Source organism: Mesorhizobium sp. BH1-1-5, from assembly GCF_020165615.1.
Taxonomy (GTDB): domain Bacteria; phylum Pseudomonadota; class Alphaproteobacteria; order Rhizobiales; family Rhizobiaceae; genus Mesorhizobium.
Window position 1 is genome coordinate 233,746 of sequence record NZ_JAIUIM010000008.1, and the last position, 20,206, is coordinate 253,951.

Sequence of the window (20,206 nt, forward strand, 5' to 3'; positions counted from 1 at the left end):
CACCCTCGAATGGGCGCCTGAGCTTTGCCGCGCGTCCTCAGACCGGCAGGCCGAGCTGCTTTCGCAGGCTCTTGTCGAATGCGGACGCGGGGACGAAGCGGCGCAGGAGACTGACCTGACGAGCCGTTTTTCCCGCCGCATAGCGCCTCCTCGGGTCTGGATCGGTCGCAGCCGCCAGAACGGTTTTGGCCACCAGTTCGGGCGTATCGCCCTTTTCCATTGCTTTGCGCACCGCCACTTTCATGCCCGCGCGCGATGAGTTGTAGATATCGAGCAACTGATCCGGCGTGGCGAGACTTTCTTCGAACGACGTGCGGGTATAGGCGGGCTCGACCAATGCCACGCGAATTCCGAAAGGGCGCACTTCGTGGTCCAGCGATTCGGAGTAGCCCTCAATCGCGTGTTTGGTCGAGGCATAAAGCGCGAAATAGGGAGCGGGGATGAACCCCTGCACCGAACTCACATTGACGATCCTGCCCTCGCCCTGACGTCGCATCGTCGGCAGGACCGCGTTGGTCATTCGGAACACTCCGAAGACGTTCACGTCGAACAGCGCCTGAGCCTGAACAGTCGAGGATTCCTCGGCCGCGCCAAACAGGCCCATGCCGGCATTGTTGACAAGCAGGTCGATGCGCCCGGTTTTGGCCAGCACGTCGTCGACCAGTTGCGATACGGATGTGTCGTCGGTCACGTCGCAGGTCAGCATGGTCACGCCGCCGGGTTTTTTGGAGACTGCGCGACGGCTGGTGCCGAACACGCGAAAGCCCGCGCCCTGCAGGGCGTTGGCCGTTGCATGTCCGATGCCCGAGGATGCCCCTGTGACGATGGCAACGCCAGGATCGATCTTATTCATGGAAGCCACTTTCTTTGAGTTGGATTAGAGTGGGAGAGGCAGAAAGACCGAAGCAAAAGCGTCAATCATGAAGGGCTCCAGCGTTCACGCCGGGCATCTTCCCAGCGCCGGAACAGAGCGCTGGCGTTGACCCCTCCGAAGCCAAAGCCGTTGGCGATCGCGTACTCCATCTCCATTGGCCGGGCCCGGTTCGCGACGAAGTCGATCCCTTCACCGGCTGGATCAGGGGTGCTCAAATTAAGGGTAGGCGGTGCGATCTGATCCCTGAGCGCCAGGATCGCGAAGATCGCGCCAAGCCCGCCGGCGGCGCCGAGCAGGTGTCCAGTCGCCGACTTCGTTCCGCTCACGGCTATCCCGAAATCGTGCCCGAACACACTCTTGATCGCTTCGATCTCACCAAGGTCGCCCACCGGTGTGGAGGTTGCATGGGCATTGAGATGACGCACCTCGCTTGGCGAAATCCCTGCCTGAGCGATTGCAATCTCCATGGCCCGGCGCGCGCCATCGCCGTCCTCGGGGCCGGAAGTGACGTGGTGTGCATCCGCCGTCGTGCCATAGCCGACGACCTCGGCGAGCGGTTCAGCGCCGCGCGCAAGCGCATGGCTCAATTCTTCGATAACCAGGACGCCTGCGCCTTCGCCCATGACGAAACCGTCCCGCGACATGTCGAATGGACGCGAGGCCTGATCGGGACGGTGATTGAAGGAGGTCGAAAGCGAGCGTGCGGCTGCAAAACCGCCGAGACTTACGATGTTCATGCATGCTTCGGTTCCACCGCATACGGCGACATCTGCTTCATCGGCGCGGATGATGCGAGCCGCATCGCCGATTGCCTGAATGCCGGCGGCGCACGCCGTCACCGGTGCGCCGATCTGGCCCTTGAAGCCGTAGCGGATCGATATGTGGCCCGCCGCGAGATTCACCAAGAAAGAGGGCACCGTGAACGGCGAAAGACGCCGAACACCGCGCTGGTCGACCGTCCGCACCGCCTCGGTTATGGCAGGAAAACCTCCGACACCTGAAGCGATGATCGTCGCGGTGCGAACCCGATCGCTCTCCGAATCCGGCTTCCATCTCGCCTGGGCCAGCGCCTCTTCCGCCGCGGCCAAAGCGAATAGAATGAAGCGGTCAATTCTGCGCTGGTCCTTCGGAGCCACGAAGGCATTGGCATCGAGGCCGGCCTCGGAATCATCTTCCAGTGTGGGAACCACGCCGCCGATCTTCGCAGGCAAATCTCCAACGACCTCGTCGGCGAGCCTCCGGATGCCCGAGCGGCCGGCCAGGAGACGCGACCAGGACGTTTCGACATTGGCGGCAAGGGGGGTGACCGCGCCCATGCCCGTAACAACAATCCGCCGCATCTATTCTCCTTTCGATTCCGGCACTCCTCCGATGCCAACTGGCGTGGCTCGGGGCTGGCGCGGCGGGGGCAGCCAGCCGAGCTGGATGACCGTCTCGCCGCTCGGAGTGCAAACGACCGAAAAGTTCGTAATCGAAGATGTCAGCATCACGCCTGCCCCGCCCTTGTACGCAATTCCGAGACTTGCGCTTCGAGGCCCCTTACTCGCCTTTCGAGGAGATCCAGCTCGGTAGCGTCGACCGCCTCCTCAAACCGGCGCAATGCTTCCAGCCAGTGGCGCCAAGGCGCCCGAGAAAATAGCCGCCGAAAATTCGGCCGGATCCGTCGCCTGTTGGTTGGGGAAGCCTTCGTCATCGGGGCGTTCCCCGTTGGCGATCAGCGGCCAGCCCTGCCTTTATGCTCTCGGCTGCTGCTTGCAGAAACTTTTCCGACAGTTGCTTGTCGTTGACGGCCCGCGAAAGGACGACCGCACCGACCATGGTCGAGAGAACGGCCATGGCCTTTCCACCGGGATCCTCGCCGTGGGCATCGCCAACCCACCCATCGAGCAGCCCGAGATATTCCCTGATCCCGGCTTCGAACGATGCTTTTACGTCACTGCCCTGCCTGGCAGCATCCGAGCCCAGTGCCACGACCGGACAGCCGTCCATCCTTTCTTCGCGATGTCCGGCACTAAGGTAAAACGCGATCACAGCACCAAGCGGGTCCTTGGGATTTTTCGCGGCCGCGTCCGACCATCGACGCGATGCGTGCTCCAGCGCCCGCCTGGACGCCAGCGCTTCCAAGTCCTCCTTTGACGCGAATTGCTTGTAAAAGGCGCCCTGGGTCAGGCCAGCGCCCTTCATCAGATCCTTGAGGCCGATGCCGTCGAAACCGTGCTCCCGAAAAAGCCGGCTGGCCACATCGATCACGGTTTGCCGGTTCTGCTCAGCCTGAATGCGGCTTACGCGCATCGTTGCTCTCCTTTAGATTGCGTACTAAATCTATATCTCAATTAGAGACCGAACGCAATCTATCAAGAGGAGATGCGAAACAGGCGGCTCGCCCATGATCGGTGTCGCGGTTTGCCGCAGGCCGAGTATCTCTCTTCTTTTTTTAGATTGCATGTGAAATCTAAATGGTATAGAGTTCAATCACAATCTATTAAGAGGAAATACGACGATGATCCGCAGAACCCTGATTGCCTCGCTTCTGGCCGTGCTGTTCGTGGCGACGCCGGCCATTGCCGATGAAGCCACCATCGGACACCCCCTCAAAGCCGGCAGCCTGCACGACGGACGCCTCGACATGGTGGTCTATTACGTCCCAACCGACGGCGGTCTCCTGGAGGTCACTGCCACCTTCGCGCCGAAGGGCGGAGGCGATCCGCAACGCGTCGTCATGGGGCTCGCCGACCGCGACTCCGTGGCCTTCTCCATGCCTGGCTACCGGGGCTCGCTCTACGCGTTCTCGAGGTCCGGCGAGGAGGTGACGGTTTCGACTGTGTCCGACATGCACCCGCGCACCAACGCGCTGCCGGGCTGACCAGTCGCACTGATCGCAGTCTGCCGCTGCCGGCCGACACGCAGGACCACGGCGTAGAATGTGAACGCAATCTATTTTCGACATGAGGCGACGGGCATGAAAAAGAGAGCCGCTATTATGCTGGGCGCGATCCTGATCGCGGGGGCAGGTGCGATTGCGCTGTCTGGAGCGACGGCATTCGCCACATTTGCCAATCGCGCGAAGGGCGCTTCCGTCGCCGCCGACCCGAGACAGGAACCCCCGATCGTCAGACTGGTGACGGGAGAGCAAGTCACCGGCTCTGCGCGCAGCTTTACCGGCATCGTAGCGGCGAGAGTACAGAGCAACCTTGGTTTTCGCGTGCCCGGCAAGATTGTCGAGCGCCTCGTGGATGCTGGCGATCAAGTCAAGGCTGGTCAGCCGCTCATGCGAATTGATGAGACCGATCTGCAACTTGCGCTTACGGCAAAGCGTAACGCCGCCGCTGCGGCACACGCTGTCCTGATCCAGGCAGCAGCAGACGAGAAGCGCTATGCGGCTTTGGTGAAAGACGGATTGGCTGCAACTCCGCAGCGGTACGAACTGGCAAAGGCCGCGCTGGATACCGCTGCGGCCCAGCTCGCCGCCGCCGAAGCGGATGCGAAGGTCGCGGAGAATGAGGCGGCCTACGCGGTCCTGGTGGCGGACGCCGATGGAACGGTGGTCGATACACTCGGCGAGCCGGGTCAGGTCGTCTCCGCCGGCCAGACAGTGGTCCGGATCGCCCAGGCCGGCCCCCGGGAAGCGGTTGTCGCGCTTCCCGAAACGATACGGCCGGCGATCGGCTCAGCAGCCGAGGCCAGCGTGTATGGTGGTGATGAGCACCTTCATACGGCACATCTGCGACAATTATCCAACTCCGCCGATGCCCAGACCCGCACCTATGAGGCGCGCTATGTGCTCGATGGCGAGGCAGCGGCGGCACCGCTTGGCGCGACGGTGACCATTCGGGTCGCAAGCCAGGCCAGTCAGCCGGAGGTCCAGGTGCCGCTGGGAGCCGTGCTCGACGACGGCAAGAAGACCGGCGTCTGGGTCTTGGACAAGGGCACGTCGACCGTACATTTTCAACCCGTCCAGCTTGTTCGTGTAGCCAGCGAAACCGCGGTGATCTCTGGACTAAGCTCCAGCGTTCCCATCGTGTCGCTCGGCGCTCATCTCCTGCAGGAGGGTGCTCGCGTCAGGACTGCCTCCGAAAGCGGGAGCAACTGAGGATGAACCTCAATCTTTCCGCGATCGCCGTTCGCGAACGCGCCGTCACCCTGTTCTTCATCCTCCTGCTGGTGGCCGCCGGCGCCTACGCCTTCCTTATGCTCGGCCGGGCGGAGGACCCCAACTTCACCATCAAGACCCTGACGGTCACGACGGCGTGGCCCGGCGCGACTGCGCGCGAGATGCAGGACCTCGTCGCCGAACCTTTGGAGAAGCGGCTTCAGGAGCTGACCTGGTACGACCGGGTGGAGACGACCACACGGCCGGGCTATGCGTATATGACGGTCACGCTGAAGGACAGCACACCGCCATCCGCCGTGCAGGAAGAATTCTACCAGGCCCGCAAGAAACTCGGGGATGAGGCCCGCAACCTGCCGCCCGGCGTCTACGGCCCGTTCGTCAACGATGAATATTCCGACGTCAGCTTCGCCCTCTACGCGCTCAAGGCCAAAGGCATGCCGATGCGAGAGCTGGCCAGGCAGGCCGAGGCGATCCGCCAGGACCTTCTGCACGTACCCGGCGTCAAGAAGATCAACATTCTCGGTGAACGACCCGAACAGATTTTCGTCGAGTTCTCCTATGCCAAACTGGCGACGCTCGGCGTGTCGGCCCGGGATATCGTTGCCGCCTTGCAGCGGCAGAACACTGTCACGCCGGCGGGCTCGATCGACACCCAGGGGCCGCAGGTCTTCATAAGGGTCAATGGCGCGTATGACAGTGTCCAGGCGATCGCCGACACGCCGATCGTTGCCGCGGGGCGGACGCTGAGGCTTTCCGACGTCGCCGAGGTCCGTCGCGGCTATGAAGATCCTCCAACCTATCTCATCCGGCGCCAGGGCGAGCCCACGATCATGCTCGCGGCGGTCATGCAGGAGGGCGGGGATGGTCGCGCGCTCGGCAAGGCGCTGGAGGACAGGACGGCGGTCATCGTACGGACATTGCCGCTCGGGATGACGCTCGACAAGGTGTCCGACCAGGCCGTCAACATCACCTCGGCGGTCGACGAGTTCATGATGAAGTTCGCGATGGCGCTCGGCGTGGTGCTGCTGATCAGCCTGCTCAGCATGGGCTGGCGCGTCGGCATCGTCGTGGCGGCCGCCGTGCCCCTGACGCTCGCCGCCGTGTTCCTCATCATGCTGGAAACCGGGCGGTTCTTCGACCGCATCACGCTCGGCGCCCTCATCCTGGCGCTTGGTCTTCTCGTTGACGACGCCATCATCGCCATCGAGGTGATGGTGGTGAAGATGGAAGAGGGCATGGACCGCATCACGGCGGCGGCCTACGCGTGGAGCCACACCGCGGCGCCGATGCTGTCGGGAACGCTGGTGACGATCGCCGGCTTCCTGCCGGTGGGCTTCGCGCGCTCGACGGCTGGCGAATACGCCGGCAACATCTTCTGGGTCGTGGGTTTCGCCCTCATCGTCTCCTGGATCGTCGCCGTGGTCTTCACGCCCTATCTCGGCGTCAAGATGCTGCCCGCGATCAAACCGATCGAAGGGGGGCATCACGCGATCTACGACACGCCGAACTATCGGCGCCTGCGGCGGCTCATCACCTTTGCCGTGCGCCACAAGTTCGTGACCTCAGGTATCGTCGGCGTCGCCTTCGCGCTTTCCGTTGTCGGCATGGGCGCCGTCAAGCAGCAGTTCTTCCCGACATCCGACCGCCCGGAAGTTCTGGTGGAGGTTCGCCTGCCGGAAGGCACCAGCATCGAGACGACGACCGCCACGGTCGAGAAGCTCGAGCACTGGCTCGACGGCCAGCCCGAGGCCAAGATCGTCACAAGCTATGTCGGTCAGGGCGCCCCGCGCTTCTTCTTCGCGATGGCGCCTGAACTGCCCGATCCCGCCTTTGCCAAGATCGTCGTTCTGACCCCGAACGCCGAGGCGCGCGAGGAATTGAAGCATCGGCTTCGGGAGGCGGTGGCACAGGGGCTCGCGCCGGAAGCCAATGTGCGCGTCACGCAGCTCGTGTTCGGCCCCTACACGCCGTTCCCGGTCGAGTTCCGGGTCATGGGGCCTGATCCGGCACAACTCTACAGCATCTCCGAGAAGGCGCTCGACATCATGCGGCGTGTCCCGGACGTGCGGCAAGCCAACCGCGACTGGGGCAATCGCACGCCCGTGATTCGCTACGTCCCGGATCAGGATCGGCTGAACCTCATCGGCCTCTCCCCGGCGGAGGTGGGCCAGCAGCTCCAGTTCCTCTTGACCGGCGTTCCTGTGACACAGGTCCGCGAGGACATCCGCAATGTTCCCATCGTGGCGCGCAGCGCCGGCGACGAACGGCTGGATCCGGCGCGCCTGGCGGATTTCTCGCTGATGAGCCGGGATGGCCGGCAGATTCCGCTCGACCAGATCGGTCATTCCGAGATCCGTCTGGAAGAACCGATCCTGAAGCGCCGTGACCGCACGCCGGTCATCACGATCCGCTCCGACATCAACGAAGCGACCCAGCCTCCGGAGGTCTCAAAGCAGATCATGAAAGCCCTTCAGCCACTGATCGCATCCCTTCCGGCCGGCTATAGCATCGAAATGGGCGGATCGATCGAGGAGGCCGAGAAGGCCAACACCGCGTTGGGCAAGATCTTCCCGGCCATGATCGCCGCCATGCTGATCGTCATCATGCTGCAGGTGCGATCCTTCTCGACGATGTTCATGGTCGTGCTGACGGCACCGCTTGGCCTCGTCGGCGTCGTGCCGATGCTGCTCACCTTCCATCAGCCCTTCGGCTTCAACGCCATCCTGGGCCTGATAGGATTGGCCGGCATCCTGATGCGCAACACGCTGATCCTGACCGAACAGATCAAGGAAAACCGAGCCGCCGGCCTGGACGACTATCACGCCGTCATCGAGGCCACGGTGCAGCGCGCCCGGCCCGTGATCCTAACCGCGCTTGCTGCGGTGCTGGCCTTCATACCCCTCACGCACTCCGTCTTCTGGGGATCAATGGCCTTTACGCTGATCGGTGGCACGGCGGTCGGCACGGTGCTGATCCTGCTCTTCCTTCCCGCGCTCTATACCGCATGGTTCAGGATCAAACCGACAGCGGTGGAGACTCATGAAGCTCCGATGCAGGATCCGGAACCAGAACTGCGGCTGGCAATGGCTGCAGAATAGGACCCGGTTGCCGGAGAAGATCGGGCCAAGTTTCTCGCCCGCAGGAACCTGCCCTGCGGGGGCGCGATCGTACCCGTTCACGGATGACCGACCGCACGAGCTTGGCATGTCTGATCGATCACTTCCGGAGACGTCGATGAACCAGCCGATCGGAATGCGAACTGATCTCGACGGGGTGCGCGCGCGCATTTTGGAAGTGGCGGAGGAGCACTTTCGCCGCATCGGCTATCAAAAGACCTCGATGGCCGACATCGCCACCGACCTTGGCATGAGCCGGGCAAATGTCTACCGTTTCTTTCCCTCTAGGGATGCAATCAATGGGTTCATCTGCAAGCGGATCCTAACCGAGGCTGCCGACATCGCCTCTGTGATCGCAGGCGCGAACGACACGGCCTCGGAGAAACTCGGTCGGCTTTTGATCGCTGTCCACCAGCATCGCAAGGCGACGCTGATCGAGCAGAAGCACATGCACGACATGATTGTCGCGGTCATGCAGGAGAACTGGGCGATCGTCAAAGCTCATATCGAGTGGATGGTGACGGTTTTCGAGGCGATCATTCGCGAGGGCGTCAAGGCGGGCGAATTCAAGGTCGGCGACCCGGCAGAGGCGGCGCGTGCCGTCAAGACCGCCTTCATGCCGTTCTTCCATCCGCTTCTGATCGAGCACTGCGTCCAACATGGCGAAGACACCGAGGCGAGCCTGCGCGAGCAGATCCGCTTTATCGTGAAAGCGCTTGCCAAGTCGGACTAATGCATGTCGCCCAGAAGTGTGCGCGGTTCTGGGACAACGACATGCACCAAAACAAAGACTTAAAGCGCGTCGCCTGAATCCGGTTCAGCGCGACGCGCTTTCAGTGGCGTGCCAAAACAAACGGCATGCAATGTGCGGCAACTAGGCCGATGCGGCCTTGCGTCATATCCGTCAGTCGCTGAGACATTCGCGAAGCCGACTACTGATATCGGGAGCCGGCGGCGTCTACGACGTTCGTCGGCACCATTTCAATGGTTTATAATGATTTTGGTAGCGGGAGAGCGCTACCGCCTTTCCCCCCACTCACTAGCTCGGCGGTTCCTGCTCCGTTGCCTTGGATAGGGATTCACTTGGAGAAGGTTCTGCCCTTTGCCGGAACTTCGATCCTCGTTGCCGCAGGAAGTTCATCGAGGCGCGGCACAGCTCCCAGAGCCCGCTGGGTAATAGCGAGAGTTATCAAGACATTGGTCGGCCGGCCGTTGGGTGGGCCGCGAGCTTTCGGCTTCAATGCATGATGACATAGTGTTTGACACTAAACCACCTTGCCTGTAGCGTCTAATTCGCCTGTTAAGCAGGTAGGTGGCAACGAGGCCACCATATAGATATCAAGGCAAAAGGGCCTCCCTTTGACTCCGCTTCAGGAGCCATTGGGAGGCCTTTGTCGTTTGTGCGATACCGACCGAGAAGCCAAGGGGAACAGGCGCCGGTTGGCCGGGAAAGCGGGGAGAGGCGCGGAAGAAGGCATCAGCCCACTGCGATCCATATCCAACTCGGCCAAAGGCACTCACCCGAGGAAACGCGGGGACGGACAAGGGCGTCTCATCGCGACGACGGGCCTCCACGCAACGCGATTGACCCAGGAGGGTGCAATGACGAAAACCTCGGACATCGACAAGCTCGATGAAGTCGACCACGTCCTCGGCGAAGAATACGAGCACGAACCCGTTCCCGCTTCGGCCAGACGAAGCACTTTCTCTGTGACGACCGTCTGGATCGGTTTCCCGATGATCATCACCGGTGCCATGACCGGATCCATCCTCGTGCTCGGCATGGGCTTCCGCAATGCCCTCTGGGCCATGGTGATCGGCAACCTCATCATGTTCGCCTATGTCGGCGCTCTCGGCGTGCTGGGAACACGGCGCGGCATGAACTTCGCTCTTCTCGCCTCCATCGTCTTCGGCAAGAAGGGCTACGTCTTCGCTTCCGGCCTGCTGTCGACGCTGCTGCTCGGATGGTATGCCGTTCAAACCGGCATCACCGGCGCCCTCATCAACTCGACCTATGGGCTGAACTATATCGCCATGACCACAGTTGCCGGTCTGCTTTACATCGGCATCACCTTTATCGGCGTGCGGGGCCTGCATCTCATCGGCCTGGTGTCGGTGCCGCTGTTTGTAATCCTTGGCGGCTGGGTCGCGCTCGATTCCGCTGCCACCTCCGGATGGAATGCGGTCTTCGACTATCCCGGCAACAACGGCGCGGCGACCATGACGATGGGCGTTGGCCTCACCGTGGTGATCGCGCTGTTCATCGACGCCGGCACCGTCTCCGCCGACTTCAACCGTTGGGCTAAGGATTCACGCAGCTCCATCATCGCGACCTTCTCGGCGTTTCCGTTCGCCAACATTCTGGCGATGCTGATCGGCGGCGTGATGACCGCGGCGCTGGCCGTGCCGAACGCCAACCCGTTCGGCGCCGACAACATGTTCGGCTATATCAACGGCAGGCAGATCGGCTGGCTCAGCGTGCTCGCCTTCTTGTTCCTCTACTGCAATCTCGGCTCGGTTTGCGCGCACTGCCTCTACAATTCGGCAACCGGCTGGTCGCGCATACTGCATACGCGCATGCGCGTCATGGCGGTGGTGCTCGGCATAATCGGCATCGTTATTGCCGCCGGCAATGTCTGGGCTTTCTTCATCGAATGGCTGTCGCTGCTCGGCGTGCTGGTGCCGCCCATCGGCGCCATCGTTCTGGTCGACCAGTATCTCTATCGCAAGAACGCGGAGATCAGCGAAGACTGGCGGCCAACGGCCTTCATCGCCTGGGCCATCGGATCGGCGGTCGCGCTGATTGTCGAGTTCTATGCACCGCATTTCTCGACGGCCATCAGCGCCATGCTGGCCGGCGGCATCGTTATGCCGTCATTGGCCGGCAGCCGCAAACAGCACGAGCCACGGCCTGACATACGAACAGGACGGGGCCAGCTTGCTGGTCCCGTCTTCCCATTCAACCAAAGGATGAACCCATATGGCAGACTATGAAATCTTCGATCTCGGCAGCTTCACGTTCCAGAGCGGCGTCACGTTGCGTGGCGCAAAACTCGCTTACAAGACCTTCGGCAGGCTCAATGCCAACAAGGACAACGTCATCGTCTATCCGACCTGGTATTCGGGCCAGCAACAGGACAATGAATGGCTGATCGGCAAAGGTATGGCGCTCGATCCCGACAAATATTTCATCATCATCCCGAACATGTTCGGCAACGGGCTTTCGTCCTCGCCAAGCAACACGCCGGAACCGTATAACGGACCGCGCTTTCCCAAGATCACCATCTACGACAATGTGCGCGCGCAGCACCGGCTGGTGACGGAGAAGTTCGGCATCGAGAAGATCAGGCTGGTGGTCGGCTGGTCCATGGGCGGCCTGCAGTCCTTTCAATGGGGCGCGCTCTACCCTGACATGGTCGACCTCATCGCTCCGTTCTGCGCCTCGGCCAAATGTTCGCGGCATAATTTCGTCTTCCTCGAAGGCGTCAAGGCGGCGCTCACCGCCGATGGCACCTGGGCGGAAGGCTGGTACGAGAACCGCCCCACGCGCGGCCTGCGCGCTGCCGGACGCGTCTATGCCGGCTGGGGCTTTTCGCAGGCATTCTATCGCCAGGAATTGGACCTCAAAGACCTCGGCTATTCGAATTTGGAGGATTTCCTGGTGGCGTTCTGGGAAGGGCACTTCCTGGCCCGCGACGCCAACAATCTGCTCGCGATGCTGTGGACCTGGCAGAACGGCGATATCTCCGACAACGAAATCTACAAGGGCGATTTCAAGAAGGCGCTCGGGGCCATCAGGCCCAAAGCCTATGTCATGCCAAGCCGGACCGACCTCTATTTCCCGCCCGAGGACAGCGAGATCGAAGTCGCCAACATGCCCAATGCCAGCTTTGTGCCGATCGAGTCCGTCTGGGGGCACTTTGCCGGCGGCCCGGGCACGAGTCCGCAGGACATCAAGTTCCTCGATGGGAAATTGAAAGAATTGCTGGCCAACTGATCACGGTCACTGCTTGCAGTTGGCCACGGTCACTGCTCGGTTGACCTCCGCCGTGGCTGCACGCAGGATGAACGGTGGCCACGGTCCAACGACAAGAAATGCGGTCGGGGAACTTTGGGAGTGTATATTGACCGGATCGAGCAATACCTCCGAACCTTGGCGCGTCGGCGTCCTCTTTTCCCGCTCGGGCTTCATGGCTCTGATCGAGGAAACGCAATTGCGCGGCACGCTGACGGCGATCGAAGAGATAAACGACGCCGGCGGCGTCAACGGCAGACCGATCGAGCCGATCTGCTACGACCCGGCTTCGGAGGCGAGCGCCTTTGGGCGCTACGCCAAGAAGCTGATGGTCGAGGACGGCGTCAGCACGATCTTCGGCTGTTATACGTCGAGCAGCCGCAAGGCGGTTCTGCCGGTGGTGGAACGGCTCAACGGACTGTTGTGGTATCCGACCCTCTATGAGGGTTTCGAATTCTCGCCCAACGTCATCTACACCGGCGCGACGCCCAACCAGAACAGTGTCGAACTGTGTCGGGTACTGATGCAGACTTATGGCACGCGCTTCTACTTCATCGGCTCCGACTACATCTACCCGCGAGAATCCAACCGGATCATGCGCGAGCTGATCCGCAACAGCGGCGGCAGCATCGCGGGCGAATCCTATGTCAGCATGGGCGCCAAGCGCGCCGAGTTCCTGCCGGTCATGCGCGACGTGAAACGCGCCCAGCCCGATGTGATCTTCTCGACCGTCGTCGGCGACGGCACGGTCTATCTCTACCAGGCCTATGCCGAGCTCGGCATCAATCCAAAGGTTATGCCGATCGCCAGCCTGACCACGACCGAGGCCGAGATCCGCGCCATGGGCCATGATGTGGGCGAAGGCCACGTCACCGCCGCGCCCTACTTCCAAGGCGTAGGCAATGAATGCAATTCCAGCTTCGTGCGGCGCTACAAGAAGCGCTATGGCGAGGACGAGCCGACCAACATGTGCCTGGAGGCCTCATACTTCCAGGTCAACGTCTTCGCCAAGACCCTCGAGCAGACCGGCTCGATGGACACCGAAATCCTGCGCGCCTCGGTGATGGGGTCGGAATTTGAGGCGCCGCAAGGCGATGTCGTCATCAACTCGACCTGGGGTCATGCGGATCTGTGGACCCGCATCGGCCGCGCCAACAGGCAGGGTCAGTTCGACCTCGTCTACGAATCGCAGAGTTGCGTCCGGTCAGATCCGTATCTGCTTGGGTACGGGCGCAGCCTTCGCCAGCAATCTCTGGAACTGACCTGACCGACGGCAACAAGGGAGGACAATCGTGCAAGAGACCGTCGATATGAGAAATCGTGACAAGGCCGGGCAGGCGGGAACCACGCGAAAGGATGCGGGACACTTCGCCCAGGCCGCCTCCGCTTCTGCCGCCAAGTCTCTGTGGCACCTCAAGGTCGCCGTTATCGTCGAACGCGATGACGATGGCGAACGCCTGTTGCGCGAATTGCAAAGGCTGCGCTGCGAAATCCATCATGAATGGCCGATGCCGCCGCAAATATCTGTTCACTACGACGTCGTCTTCTGCGCTCTTTCTCCCGATCTGCCGCAGCGGCTGCCCTGGATTCCGGGAGAGCCAGGCGCTGCCTTGGTTGTCGTCGATCGCAGCGAGGGTCCGCTCGATCTGAAGCTTCTGCACAATTGCGCGGCCCACGGCGTGCTCCACTATCCCACGACCGCGCGAACCGTGCAGGCAGTGCTGTCACTGGCGCGCAGCCACTTCCTCTACGAGCGTCGTCTGCGAGGGCGCATCGACAAGCTGGATGAGAGCCTGCGCACCATGCGCAGCGTCGAGCGCGCAAAATCGCTTCTGATGCGGGTGAAGAACATCACCGAGGAGGAGGCCTACAACCATCTGCGCCGGCAGGCGATGGAGCGGCGTGTGACGATCGGCGCCGTCGCCAACGCCATTGTTGACTCGCACGACCTTCTCAGTTAGCGTTTTCGAATTGGCGGCAACGGTGCCGCTCACGAAATACGGGTAATGGAACCTCACGGCATTCGCGGAAGCGAGGCGTGGGGTTTTTTGTTGCGAACGACAGGGTTCGCGAGCGGCATAGCGCCGTAGACATCAATGGCAACAGGGCCTCGAAACGATCTGCTTTGCGCAGTTCGCTTCGGGGCCTTTTGCGTTTTCAGGGGAGAAAAAGGTGAATAAAGACCGTCGCAGTTTTCTGAAGGCCACCGCAGCGCTCGGCACGGTATCGCTCGTCGGGTTCCCGCATATCTGGAGCAAGAATGCCTCGCTTGCGCGAGCCGCCGATGGCCAGATCAAGGTCGGCGTCCTCTTCTCGCTGACCGGCACTACGGCCATCATCGAGGAATCGCTGAACAAGGCCACGATCATGGCCATCGAGGAGATCAATGCCGCCGGCGGCATCAACGGCATGCAGATCATACCCGTGGTGGAAGACCCGGCGTCGGACCCGGCCACCTTCGCCGAAAAGGCGCGCAAGCTGGTGCTGTCCGACAAATGCGTCTCGGTGTTCGGCTCCTACACCTCTGCCAGCCGCAAGGCGGTGCTGCCGGTGTTCGAGAAGCAGAATAATCTTTATTGGTATCCGACCCTCTATGAGGGGCGCGAGTGCTCCAAGAACGTCATCTATACCGGCGCCGTGCCCAATCAGCAGCAGGATGATTTCGTGCCCTGGCTGGTCAAGAATTTCGGCAAGCGCTGGTACCTGATCGGCTCGAACTACATCTATCCCAAGGAAGAAAACAACTACTGCAAGAAGATGCTGGCCGAACTCGGCGCCGAAGTGGTGGCCGAGGAATACGTCCCGCTCGGCCATTCCGAATTCTCGTCCGTCATCAACAAGCTGAAGGCGGAGAAGCCCAACGTCATCTTCTCGACCGTCGTCGGCGACTCCGTCGTGGCGCTGCACCGGCAGTACCACGCGGCCGGTCTCGATCCCGCGACGATGCCGATGGCAAGCCTCACCACCTCGGAGAACGAGGTCGCGGCGATGGGCGGCGAGGCGGCGGCCGGGCACTTCACCTCGGCGCCTTACTTCATGGTCTGGGATTCGCCGGAGAACCACAAATTCGTCGACGCCTACAAGAAGCGCTGGGGTGGCGACAAGGTCACCCACTTCGTGTCCGAGCCGTCTTACTTCCAGGTCCATCTGTTCAAGCAGGCGGTTGAAAAGCTCGCAGGCAGCGACATCACACCCAACGCCATCCGCGAGGCGGTGAAGGGCCAGGAGATGGTGGCGCCGCAAGGCAAGGTGCGCATCGAGCCGGAGAACCTCCACACCTGGCTATGGCCGAAGATCGGCCAGTGCCAAGCCGACGGCCAGTTCAAGATACTCAAGCAGACCGACGATTGGCTGGAGCCGGTGCCCTACAAAGCCTACCCGAACCAACGGTGCACGGCCGAAGGCCTCAAGCAAATCTGAGACCGCGAGACGAAACCGGCGGCGCTGCCTCCAGCGCCGCCAGCTCCTCGGAAGGCATGCCATGGACATCGTCGTATCGCAGCTCATGACCGGCCTCAGTATTGCATCGATCTTGATGCTGGTCGCGCTTGGCCTCGCCATCATCTATGGCGTCACCGGCGTCATCAACTTGGCGCATGGCGAGTTCGTCATGCTCGGAGCCTATGTCGCCTGGGCGCTCCAGGCGGAGTTCGGCATGGGCCTGCTTGCGAGCCTGGTGCCGATCTTCCTCATCATGGCAGCCGTCGGATGGCTGGTCGAGGTGCTGGTCATCAGCCGCCTCTACGGTCGTCTTCTCGACACGATCCTTGCCACCTGGGGCATAGGCGTCATGGCGCAGCAAGCCGTGCGCCTCGTTGTCGGCGGCGAGCTTCGCTACGTGCAGATGCCGGAGTCGCTGTCGAAGAGCGTGACGATCCTGGGCGCGACGGACTCGGCCTATCGCCTGTTCATCCTGTTCGTCGCGCTCGCCCTCTTTGGCGTGACATGGGTGATCTATCGCTACACGAATTTCGGATTGAAGCTCCGCGCCATCACCCAGAACCGCGCGGTTGCCTCCAGCTTCGGCATCAACACCAGCCGCATCTATCGCCTGACCTTTGCTTACGGCGCCGGCATGGCCGGTCTTGCCGGTGCGCTCGTCTCGCCGTTGAAAAGCGTCTCGCCGGAAATGGGCACCACCTATGTCGTCGACGCCTTCATGGTCGTTGTGCTCGGCGGCACGCAAAGCCTGATGGGGACGCTCGCGAGTTCCGGCATCCTGGGCGAGCTGTCCGGCTACCTCGCCTTCTACTCCAACGACACCATCGCCAAGGCATTGGTCTTGGTCGCCATCGTCGCACTCATCCGGTTCCGGCCGCAGGGGCTCTTCACGGCCCATGCGCGGACCTAAGGCCACTCAAGACATTCAATCCAGGGAACAGCAAAAGTGTCCGGCAAGACAAAAACCGAGATGGCGATCTATGCAGTGGTGTGCCTGGCAATACTGCTGGTGCCGGTGTTTCTCGACGACGCGTTCCTGCTCAACAAATATGCCCGCTATCTCGTGCTCGGCATGCTGGCCGTCGCGCTCAGCCTGTCCTGGGGCTATGCCGGCATCCTCAACCTCGGCCAGGCCACCACCTTCGGGCTCGGGTCCTATTGCATGGCCATGGCGCTCAAACTGAAGACCATTCCCGTCCATACTGGTTCTGACGGCCTGCCGGACTTCATGGTCTGGAACAATGTCACCGAGCTGCCCTGGTTCTGGAAGCCGTTCTATTCGATGAGCGTCGGCGTCGCGGCCGGCATCCTGATACCGGCACTGTTTGCCGCGCTGCTTGGCTGGTTCATGTTTCGCGGCCGGGTCACCGGCGTCTACGCCGCGATCACCACGCTGGCAGCGATGGTGGTGGTACAGCTTCTGATCATCGATCAGCAGGCTTATACAGGCGGCTTCAATGGCATCACCGATCTCGCGCAGTTCGACGTCGCCGGCTTTGCCTTCGATGCCTATGGGCCGGCCATCTACTATCTGGTCGCTATCTGCCTGACGGCGTCGTTGTTCATTGCCTTCGCGATCACCAAGAGCAAGGCCGGCCTCATCGTCCAGGCAATACGCGACGAAGAGGATCGGGTGCGCTTTTTCGGCTATGACGTCGCGCTCTACAAGATCTTCGTCTTCTCGGTTTCGGGCGCAATCGCCGGTGTTGCCGGCATGCTCTACACGATCGTCATGGAGTTCGCCTCGCCGACTTTCCTCGGCGTGCCGATCTCACTTTCGGTGGTGATCTGGGTGGCTGTCGGCGGCCGCCAGAGCCTGCTCGGCGCCATGCTCGGCGCGCTGATCGTGACCGGCATGCAAGGTGCGCTTTCGGAATCGGAAACCTTTCTCGACAGCTGGACGCTGATCATGGGCCTGCTCTTCGTGCTCGTCGTGCTATTCCTGCCGAAGGGTATTGCCGGCGCGGTCGAGACGATCGCCGGGCGTTTTGAGCGCAGGCGCACACTTGCCCGACGGCAGTCGCGACGGGCCGACACCGTCGGCGAGGCTCCCCGCCTGGAGCGCCTGTCATGAGCAGCCCCCAGCTCGTCATCGATCAGGCACGAGTTTCCTTCAGCGGATTCGTTGCCGTCTCCGATCTCACGCTCAGCGTCGGCCAAGGCGAATTGCGCTGTCTTATCGGGCCGAACGGCGCCGGCAAGACGACGGCGCTCGACCTGATCTGCGGCAAGACGCGGCTTGCGTCGGGTGCGGTGCGCTTTCAGGACAAACCCATTCATCGCCTGAGCGAGCACGCCATTGCGAGGGCCGGCATCGGTCGCAAGTTTCAGGTGCCGAGCGTATTTCGCGACCTCAGCGTCTGGGACAATTTGCATATAGGCCGCTCGGCTCGCCCCGGCGTGCTGTCCAACCTGCTCAGCTTCGGGCAGGGCGATGACAAGGTGGAAATCGAAAGGCTGGCGGAGCTGGTCGGCCTCGAAAACGATCTCAAGACGCCTGCCGCGCATCTGTCACATGGCCAGACCCAGTGGCTGGAGATCGCGCTGATCCTCGCACAAAATCCTCTGCTTATCCTGATAGACGAGCCGACCGCCGGCATGACCCAGCAGGAGACGAAGAAAACCGCCGAACTGTTCTGCGGCTTGCGCGGCAAACACACGCTGATCGTCGTCGAACACGACATGGGTTTCGTGCGCGATATCGCTGAGACCATTTCCGTGATGCACCAGGGCAAGTTGCTGGCCGAAGGAACGATCGGCGAGATCGAGGCCAACCAGGCGGTGCGCGACGCCTATCTCGGCTCGGGAGGGATCGGCCATGCTTGAGCTTGCCAATGTCGATGGCTTCTATGGCCGCAGCCGCGCCCTTCAATCCGTGTCGCTGAACGTCGAGGCCGGCGACTTCTTCTCCGTGCTTGGCCGCAATGGCGTCGGCAAGACCACGCTGTTGCGCACCATCCTCGGGCTGATGAGCCGCACCACCGGCTCGATCCGGCTCGACGGCGAGGAACTGGTCGATCAGCCGACCCACAAGCGCGCTCTGGCCGGCGTCGGCTACGTTCCGCAGGGCCGGGGCATTCTGCCCGCCTTCACGGTGCGCGAGAACCTCATGGTCGGCACATTCGCCGCCAAGGACGGCGGCGGGCGCATCGCCGAATGGGTGCTGGAGCTCTTCCCCATCCTCAAGGAATTCCTCGGCCGGCGCGGCGGCAATCTTTCCGGCGGCCAGCAACAGCAACTCGCCATTGCGCGCGCGCTGCTGTCTGAGCCCAAGGTCATGCTGCTTGACGAGCCGACCGAAGGCATCCAGCCCAACATCGTCGAGCAGATCGAGAATGTGCTGATCGATCTCAACCGCAAGCAGGGCCTGACGATAGTCCTGGTCGAACAGAACATCGCCTTCGCGCGCCGCGCCTCGCGGCACTTCGCCATTCTCAACCGCGGCAGCGTAGCGGTCGGCGGCCCGATCGGTGAGCTCAGCGACGACATGATCCACCAGCATCTGGTTGTCTAGACGGACACCGGCAAACCCGAGGAGGAAACAGCAAATGTATCACGGCGATATTTCGAGCAGCAACGACACGGTTGGCGTTGCCGTCGTCAACTACAAGATGCCACGCCTGCATACGCGCGAGGAGGTGCTGGCCAACGCCCGCAACATCGCCAAGATGGTGGAAGGGATGAAGACCGGTCTGCCCGGCATGGATCTCGTGATCTTCCCCGAATACTCGACCCACGGCATCATGTACGATCAGAAGGAGATGTACGAGACGGCCTCATCCATCCCCGGCGATGAGACCCGGATATTCGCCGAGGCCTGCAAGAAAGCCCGCGTCTGGGGCGTCTTCTCGATCACCGGCGAGCGACATGAAGAGCACCCCAACAAGGCGCCCTACAACACGCTGATCCTGATGAACGACAAGGGCGAGATCGTGCAGAAATATCGCAAGATCATGCCCTGGGTGCCGATCGAGGGCTGGTATCCCGGCGACTGCACCTATGTCTCCGACGGCCCCAAGGGCATGAAGATCAGCCTGATCATTTGCGACGATGGCAACTATCCAGAGATATGGCGCGACTGCGCCATGCGCGGGGCCGAGCTGATCGTTCGCTGCCAGGGCTACATGTATCCCGCCAAGGAACAGCAGATCCAGATTTCGAAGTCGATGGCCTGGGCCAACAACGTTTATGTCGCCGTCGCCAACGCGGCCGGCTTCGACGGCGTCTATTCCTATTTCGGCCACTCGGCGATCATCGGTTTCGACGGGCGCACGCTGGGCGAATGCGGCACCGAGGAGATGGGCATCCAGTATGCGCAGCTGTCGACCTCGCTGCTGCGCGATGCGCGCAAGAACATGCAGTCGCAGAATCACATCTTCAAGCTGCTGCATCGTGGCTATACCGGCCTGATAAATTCCGGCGACGACACGCGCGGACATGCCGTTTGCCCGTTCAATTTCTACAGGCAGTGGATCACCGATCCGGAAGGCACGCGCGAGAAGGTCGAGGCGATAACCCGACAGACTGTCGGCACGCCCGAAAGCCCGATCGAAGGCATTCCCAACAAGGTGGCAGCCCATCGCTAGAGGGATGGCTCCTCCCAAGCGCCGCGGCCTGCGAGGGGCTGCGGCGCGCCATTTTTAAAGCCG

At 61.9% G+C, this 20,206-nt stretch carries 17 protein-coding genes; 14 read left to right on the forward strand and 3 right to left on the reverse strand.

Going from position 1 to position 20,206, the window contains the following annotated elements; all coding sequences use genetic code 11:
- Positions 1 to 37: 37 nt before the first annotated feature.
- The 3 genes from LB572_RS13590 to LB572_RS13600 all read right to left on the reverse strand — a co-directional run bounded on the left by LB572_RS13590 (position 38) and on the right by LB572_RS13600 (position 3,166).
- Positions 38 to 853 (reverse strand): oxidoreductase, encoded by an 816-nt coding sequence (locus LB572_RS13590; RefSeq protein ID WP_224668063.1) that lies wholly within the window; start codon positions 851 to 853, stop codon positions 38 to 40.
- 65 nt (positions 854 to 918) lie between these two features.
- Entirely contained in the window at positions 919 to 2,214 is a 1,296-nt protein-coding gene (fabF, locus tag LB572_RS13595) for a beta-ketoacyl-ACP synthase II (RefSeq protein ID WP_224668064.1), read from the reverse strand.
- A gap of 349 nt (positions 2,215 to 2,563) precedes the next feature.
- Positions 2,564 to 3,166 carry a TetR/AcrR family transcriptional regulator gene (locus tag LB572_RS13600; protein WP_224668065.1) on the reverse strand — a complete coding sequence of 201 codons (603 nt, stop codon included), beginning with the start codon at positions 3,164 to 3,166 and terminating at the stop codon, positions 2,564 to 2,566.
- Between the two features lie 208 nt (positions 3,167 to 3,374).
- Between LB572_RS13600 and LB572_RS13605 the strand changes: the two genes are divergently transcribed.
- The 14 genes from LB572_RS13605 (at position 3,375) to LB572_RS13670 (ending at position 20,143) form a co-directional block, all read left to right on the forward strand.
- The gene (locus LB572_RS13605; RefSeq protein WP_140801377.1) at positions 3,375 to 3,737 is read left to right on the forward strand and encodes a hypothetical protein; all 363 of its coding nucleotides are present in this window, start codon (positions 3,375 to 3,377) and stop codon (positions 3,735 to 3,737) included.
- Positions 3,738 to 3,833: 96 nt separating this feature from the next.
- Positions 3,834 to 4,964: an efflux RND transporter periplasmic adaptor subunit gene (locus LB572_RS13610; RefSeq protein ID WP_224668066.1), complete on the forward strand. Its 1,131-nt coding sequence runs from the start codon at positions 3,834 to 3,836 to the stop codon at positions 4,962 to 4,964.
- A 2-nt stretch (positions 4,965 to 4,966) separates the two neighbouring features.
- Complete coding sequence (locus LB572_RS13615) at positions 4,967 to 8,083, forward strand: efflux RND transporter permease subunit (protein WP_224668067.1); 3,117 nt, start codon at positions 4,967 to 4,969, stop codon at positions 8,081 to 8,083.
- Positions 8,084 to 8,090: 7 nt separating this feature from the next.
- The gene (locus LB572_RS13620; protein WP_318014036.1) at positions 8,091 to 8,834 is read left to right on the forward strand and encodes a TetR/AcrR family transcriptional regulator; all 744 of its coding nucleotides are present in this window, start codon (positions 8,091 to 8,093) and stop codon (positions 8,832 to 8,834) included.
- Positions 8,835 to 9,703: 869 nt separating this feature from the next.
- Positions 9,704 to 11,095: a purine-cytosine permease family protein gene (locus LB572_RS13625; protein ID WP_224668068.1), complete on the forward strand. Its 1,392-nt coding sequence runs from the start codon at positions 9,704 to 9,706 to the stop codon at positions 11,093 to 11,095.
- Complete coding sequence (locus LB572_RS13630; RefSeq protein ID WP_140801382.1) at positions 11,082 to 12,098, forward strand: alpha/beta fold hydrolase; 1,017 nt, start codon at positions 11,082 to 11,084, stop codon at positions 12,096 to 12,098. The genes LB572_RS13625 and LB572_RS13630 overlap by 14 nt, the downstream gene beginning before the upstream one ends.
- A gap of 124 nt (positions 12,099 to 12,222) precedes the next feature.
- Positions 12,223 to 13,383 (forward strand): transporter substrate-binding domain-containing protein, encoded by a 1,161-nt coding sequence (locus LB572_RS13635; RefSeq protein ID WP_224668078.1) that lies wholly within the window; start codon positions 12,223 to 12,225, stop codon positions 13,381 to 13,383.
- A gap of 25 nt (positions 13,384 to 13,408) precedes the next feature.
- Positions 13,409 to 14,077, forward strand: coding sequence for an ANTAR domain-containing response regulator (locus LB572_RS13640; RefSeq protein ID WP_140801383.1), 669 nt, complete (start codon positions 13,409 to 13,411; stop codon positions 14,075 to 14,077).
- A gap of 211 nt (positions 14,078 to 14,288) precedes the next feature.
- Positions 14,289 to 15,536 (forward strand): transporter substrate-binding domain-containing protein, encoded by a 1,248-nt coding sequence (locus LB572_RS13645; protein ID WP_140801384.1) that lies wholly within the window; start codon positions 14,289 to 14,291, stop codon positions 15,534 to 15,536.
- 61 nt (positions 15,537 to 15,597) lie between these two features.
- The gene (gene urtB, locus LB572_RS13650; protein ID WP_140801385.1) at positions 15,598 to 16,467 is read left to right on the forward strand and encodes an urea ABC transporter permease subunit UrtB; all 870 of its coding nucleotides are present in this window, start codon (positions 15,598 to 15,600) and stop codon (positions 16,465 to 16,467) included.
- A 36-nt stretch (positions 16,468 to 16,503) separates the two neighbouring features.
- A complete protein-coding gene (urtC, locus tag LB572_RS13655; protein WP_224668069.1) occupies positions 16,504 to 17,631 on the forward strand; it encodes an urea ABC transporter permease subunit UrtC in 1,128 nt (375 codons plus the stop codon).
- On the forward strand, positions 17,628 to 18,383 hold the full coding sequence (gene urtD / locus LB572_RS13660; RefSeq protein ID WP_140801386.1) for an urea ABC transporter ATP-binding protein UrtD: 756 nt from the start codon (positions 17,628 to 17,630) through the stop codon (positions 18,381 to 18,383). The genes urtC and urtD overlap by 4 nt, the downstream gene beginning before the upstream one ends.
- Positions 18,376 to 19,071 (forward strand): urea ABC transporter ATP-binding subunit UrtE, encoded by a 696-nt coding sequence (gene urtE / locus LB572_RS13665; RefSeq protein WP_140801387.1) that lies wholly within the window; start codon positions 18,376 to 18,378, stop codon positions 19,069 to 19,071. Before urtD ends, urtE begins: the two co-directional genes overlap by 8 nt.
- Positions 19,072 to 19,105: 34 nt before the next feature.
- Positions 19,106 to 20,143, forward strand: coding sequence for an aliphatic amidase (locus LB572_RS13670; protein WP_140801388.1), 1,038 nt, complete (start codon positions 19,106 to 19,108; stop codon positions 20,141 to 20,143).
- Positions 20,144 to 20,206 lie beyond the last annotated feature (63 nt).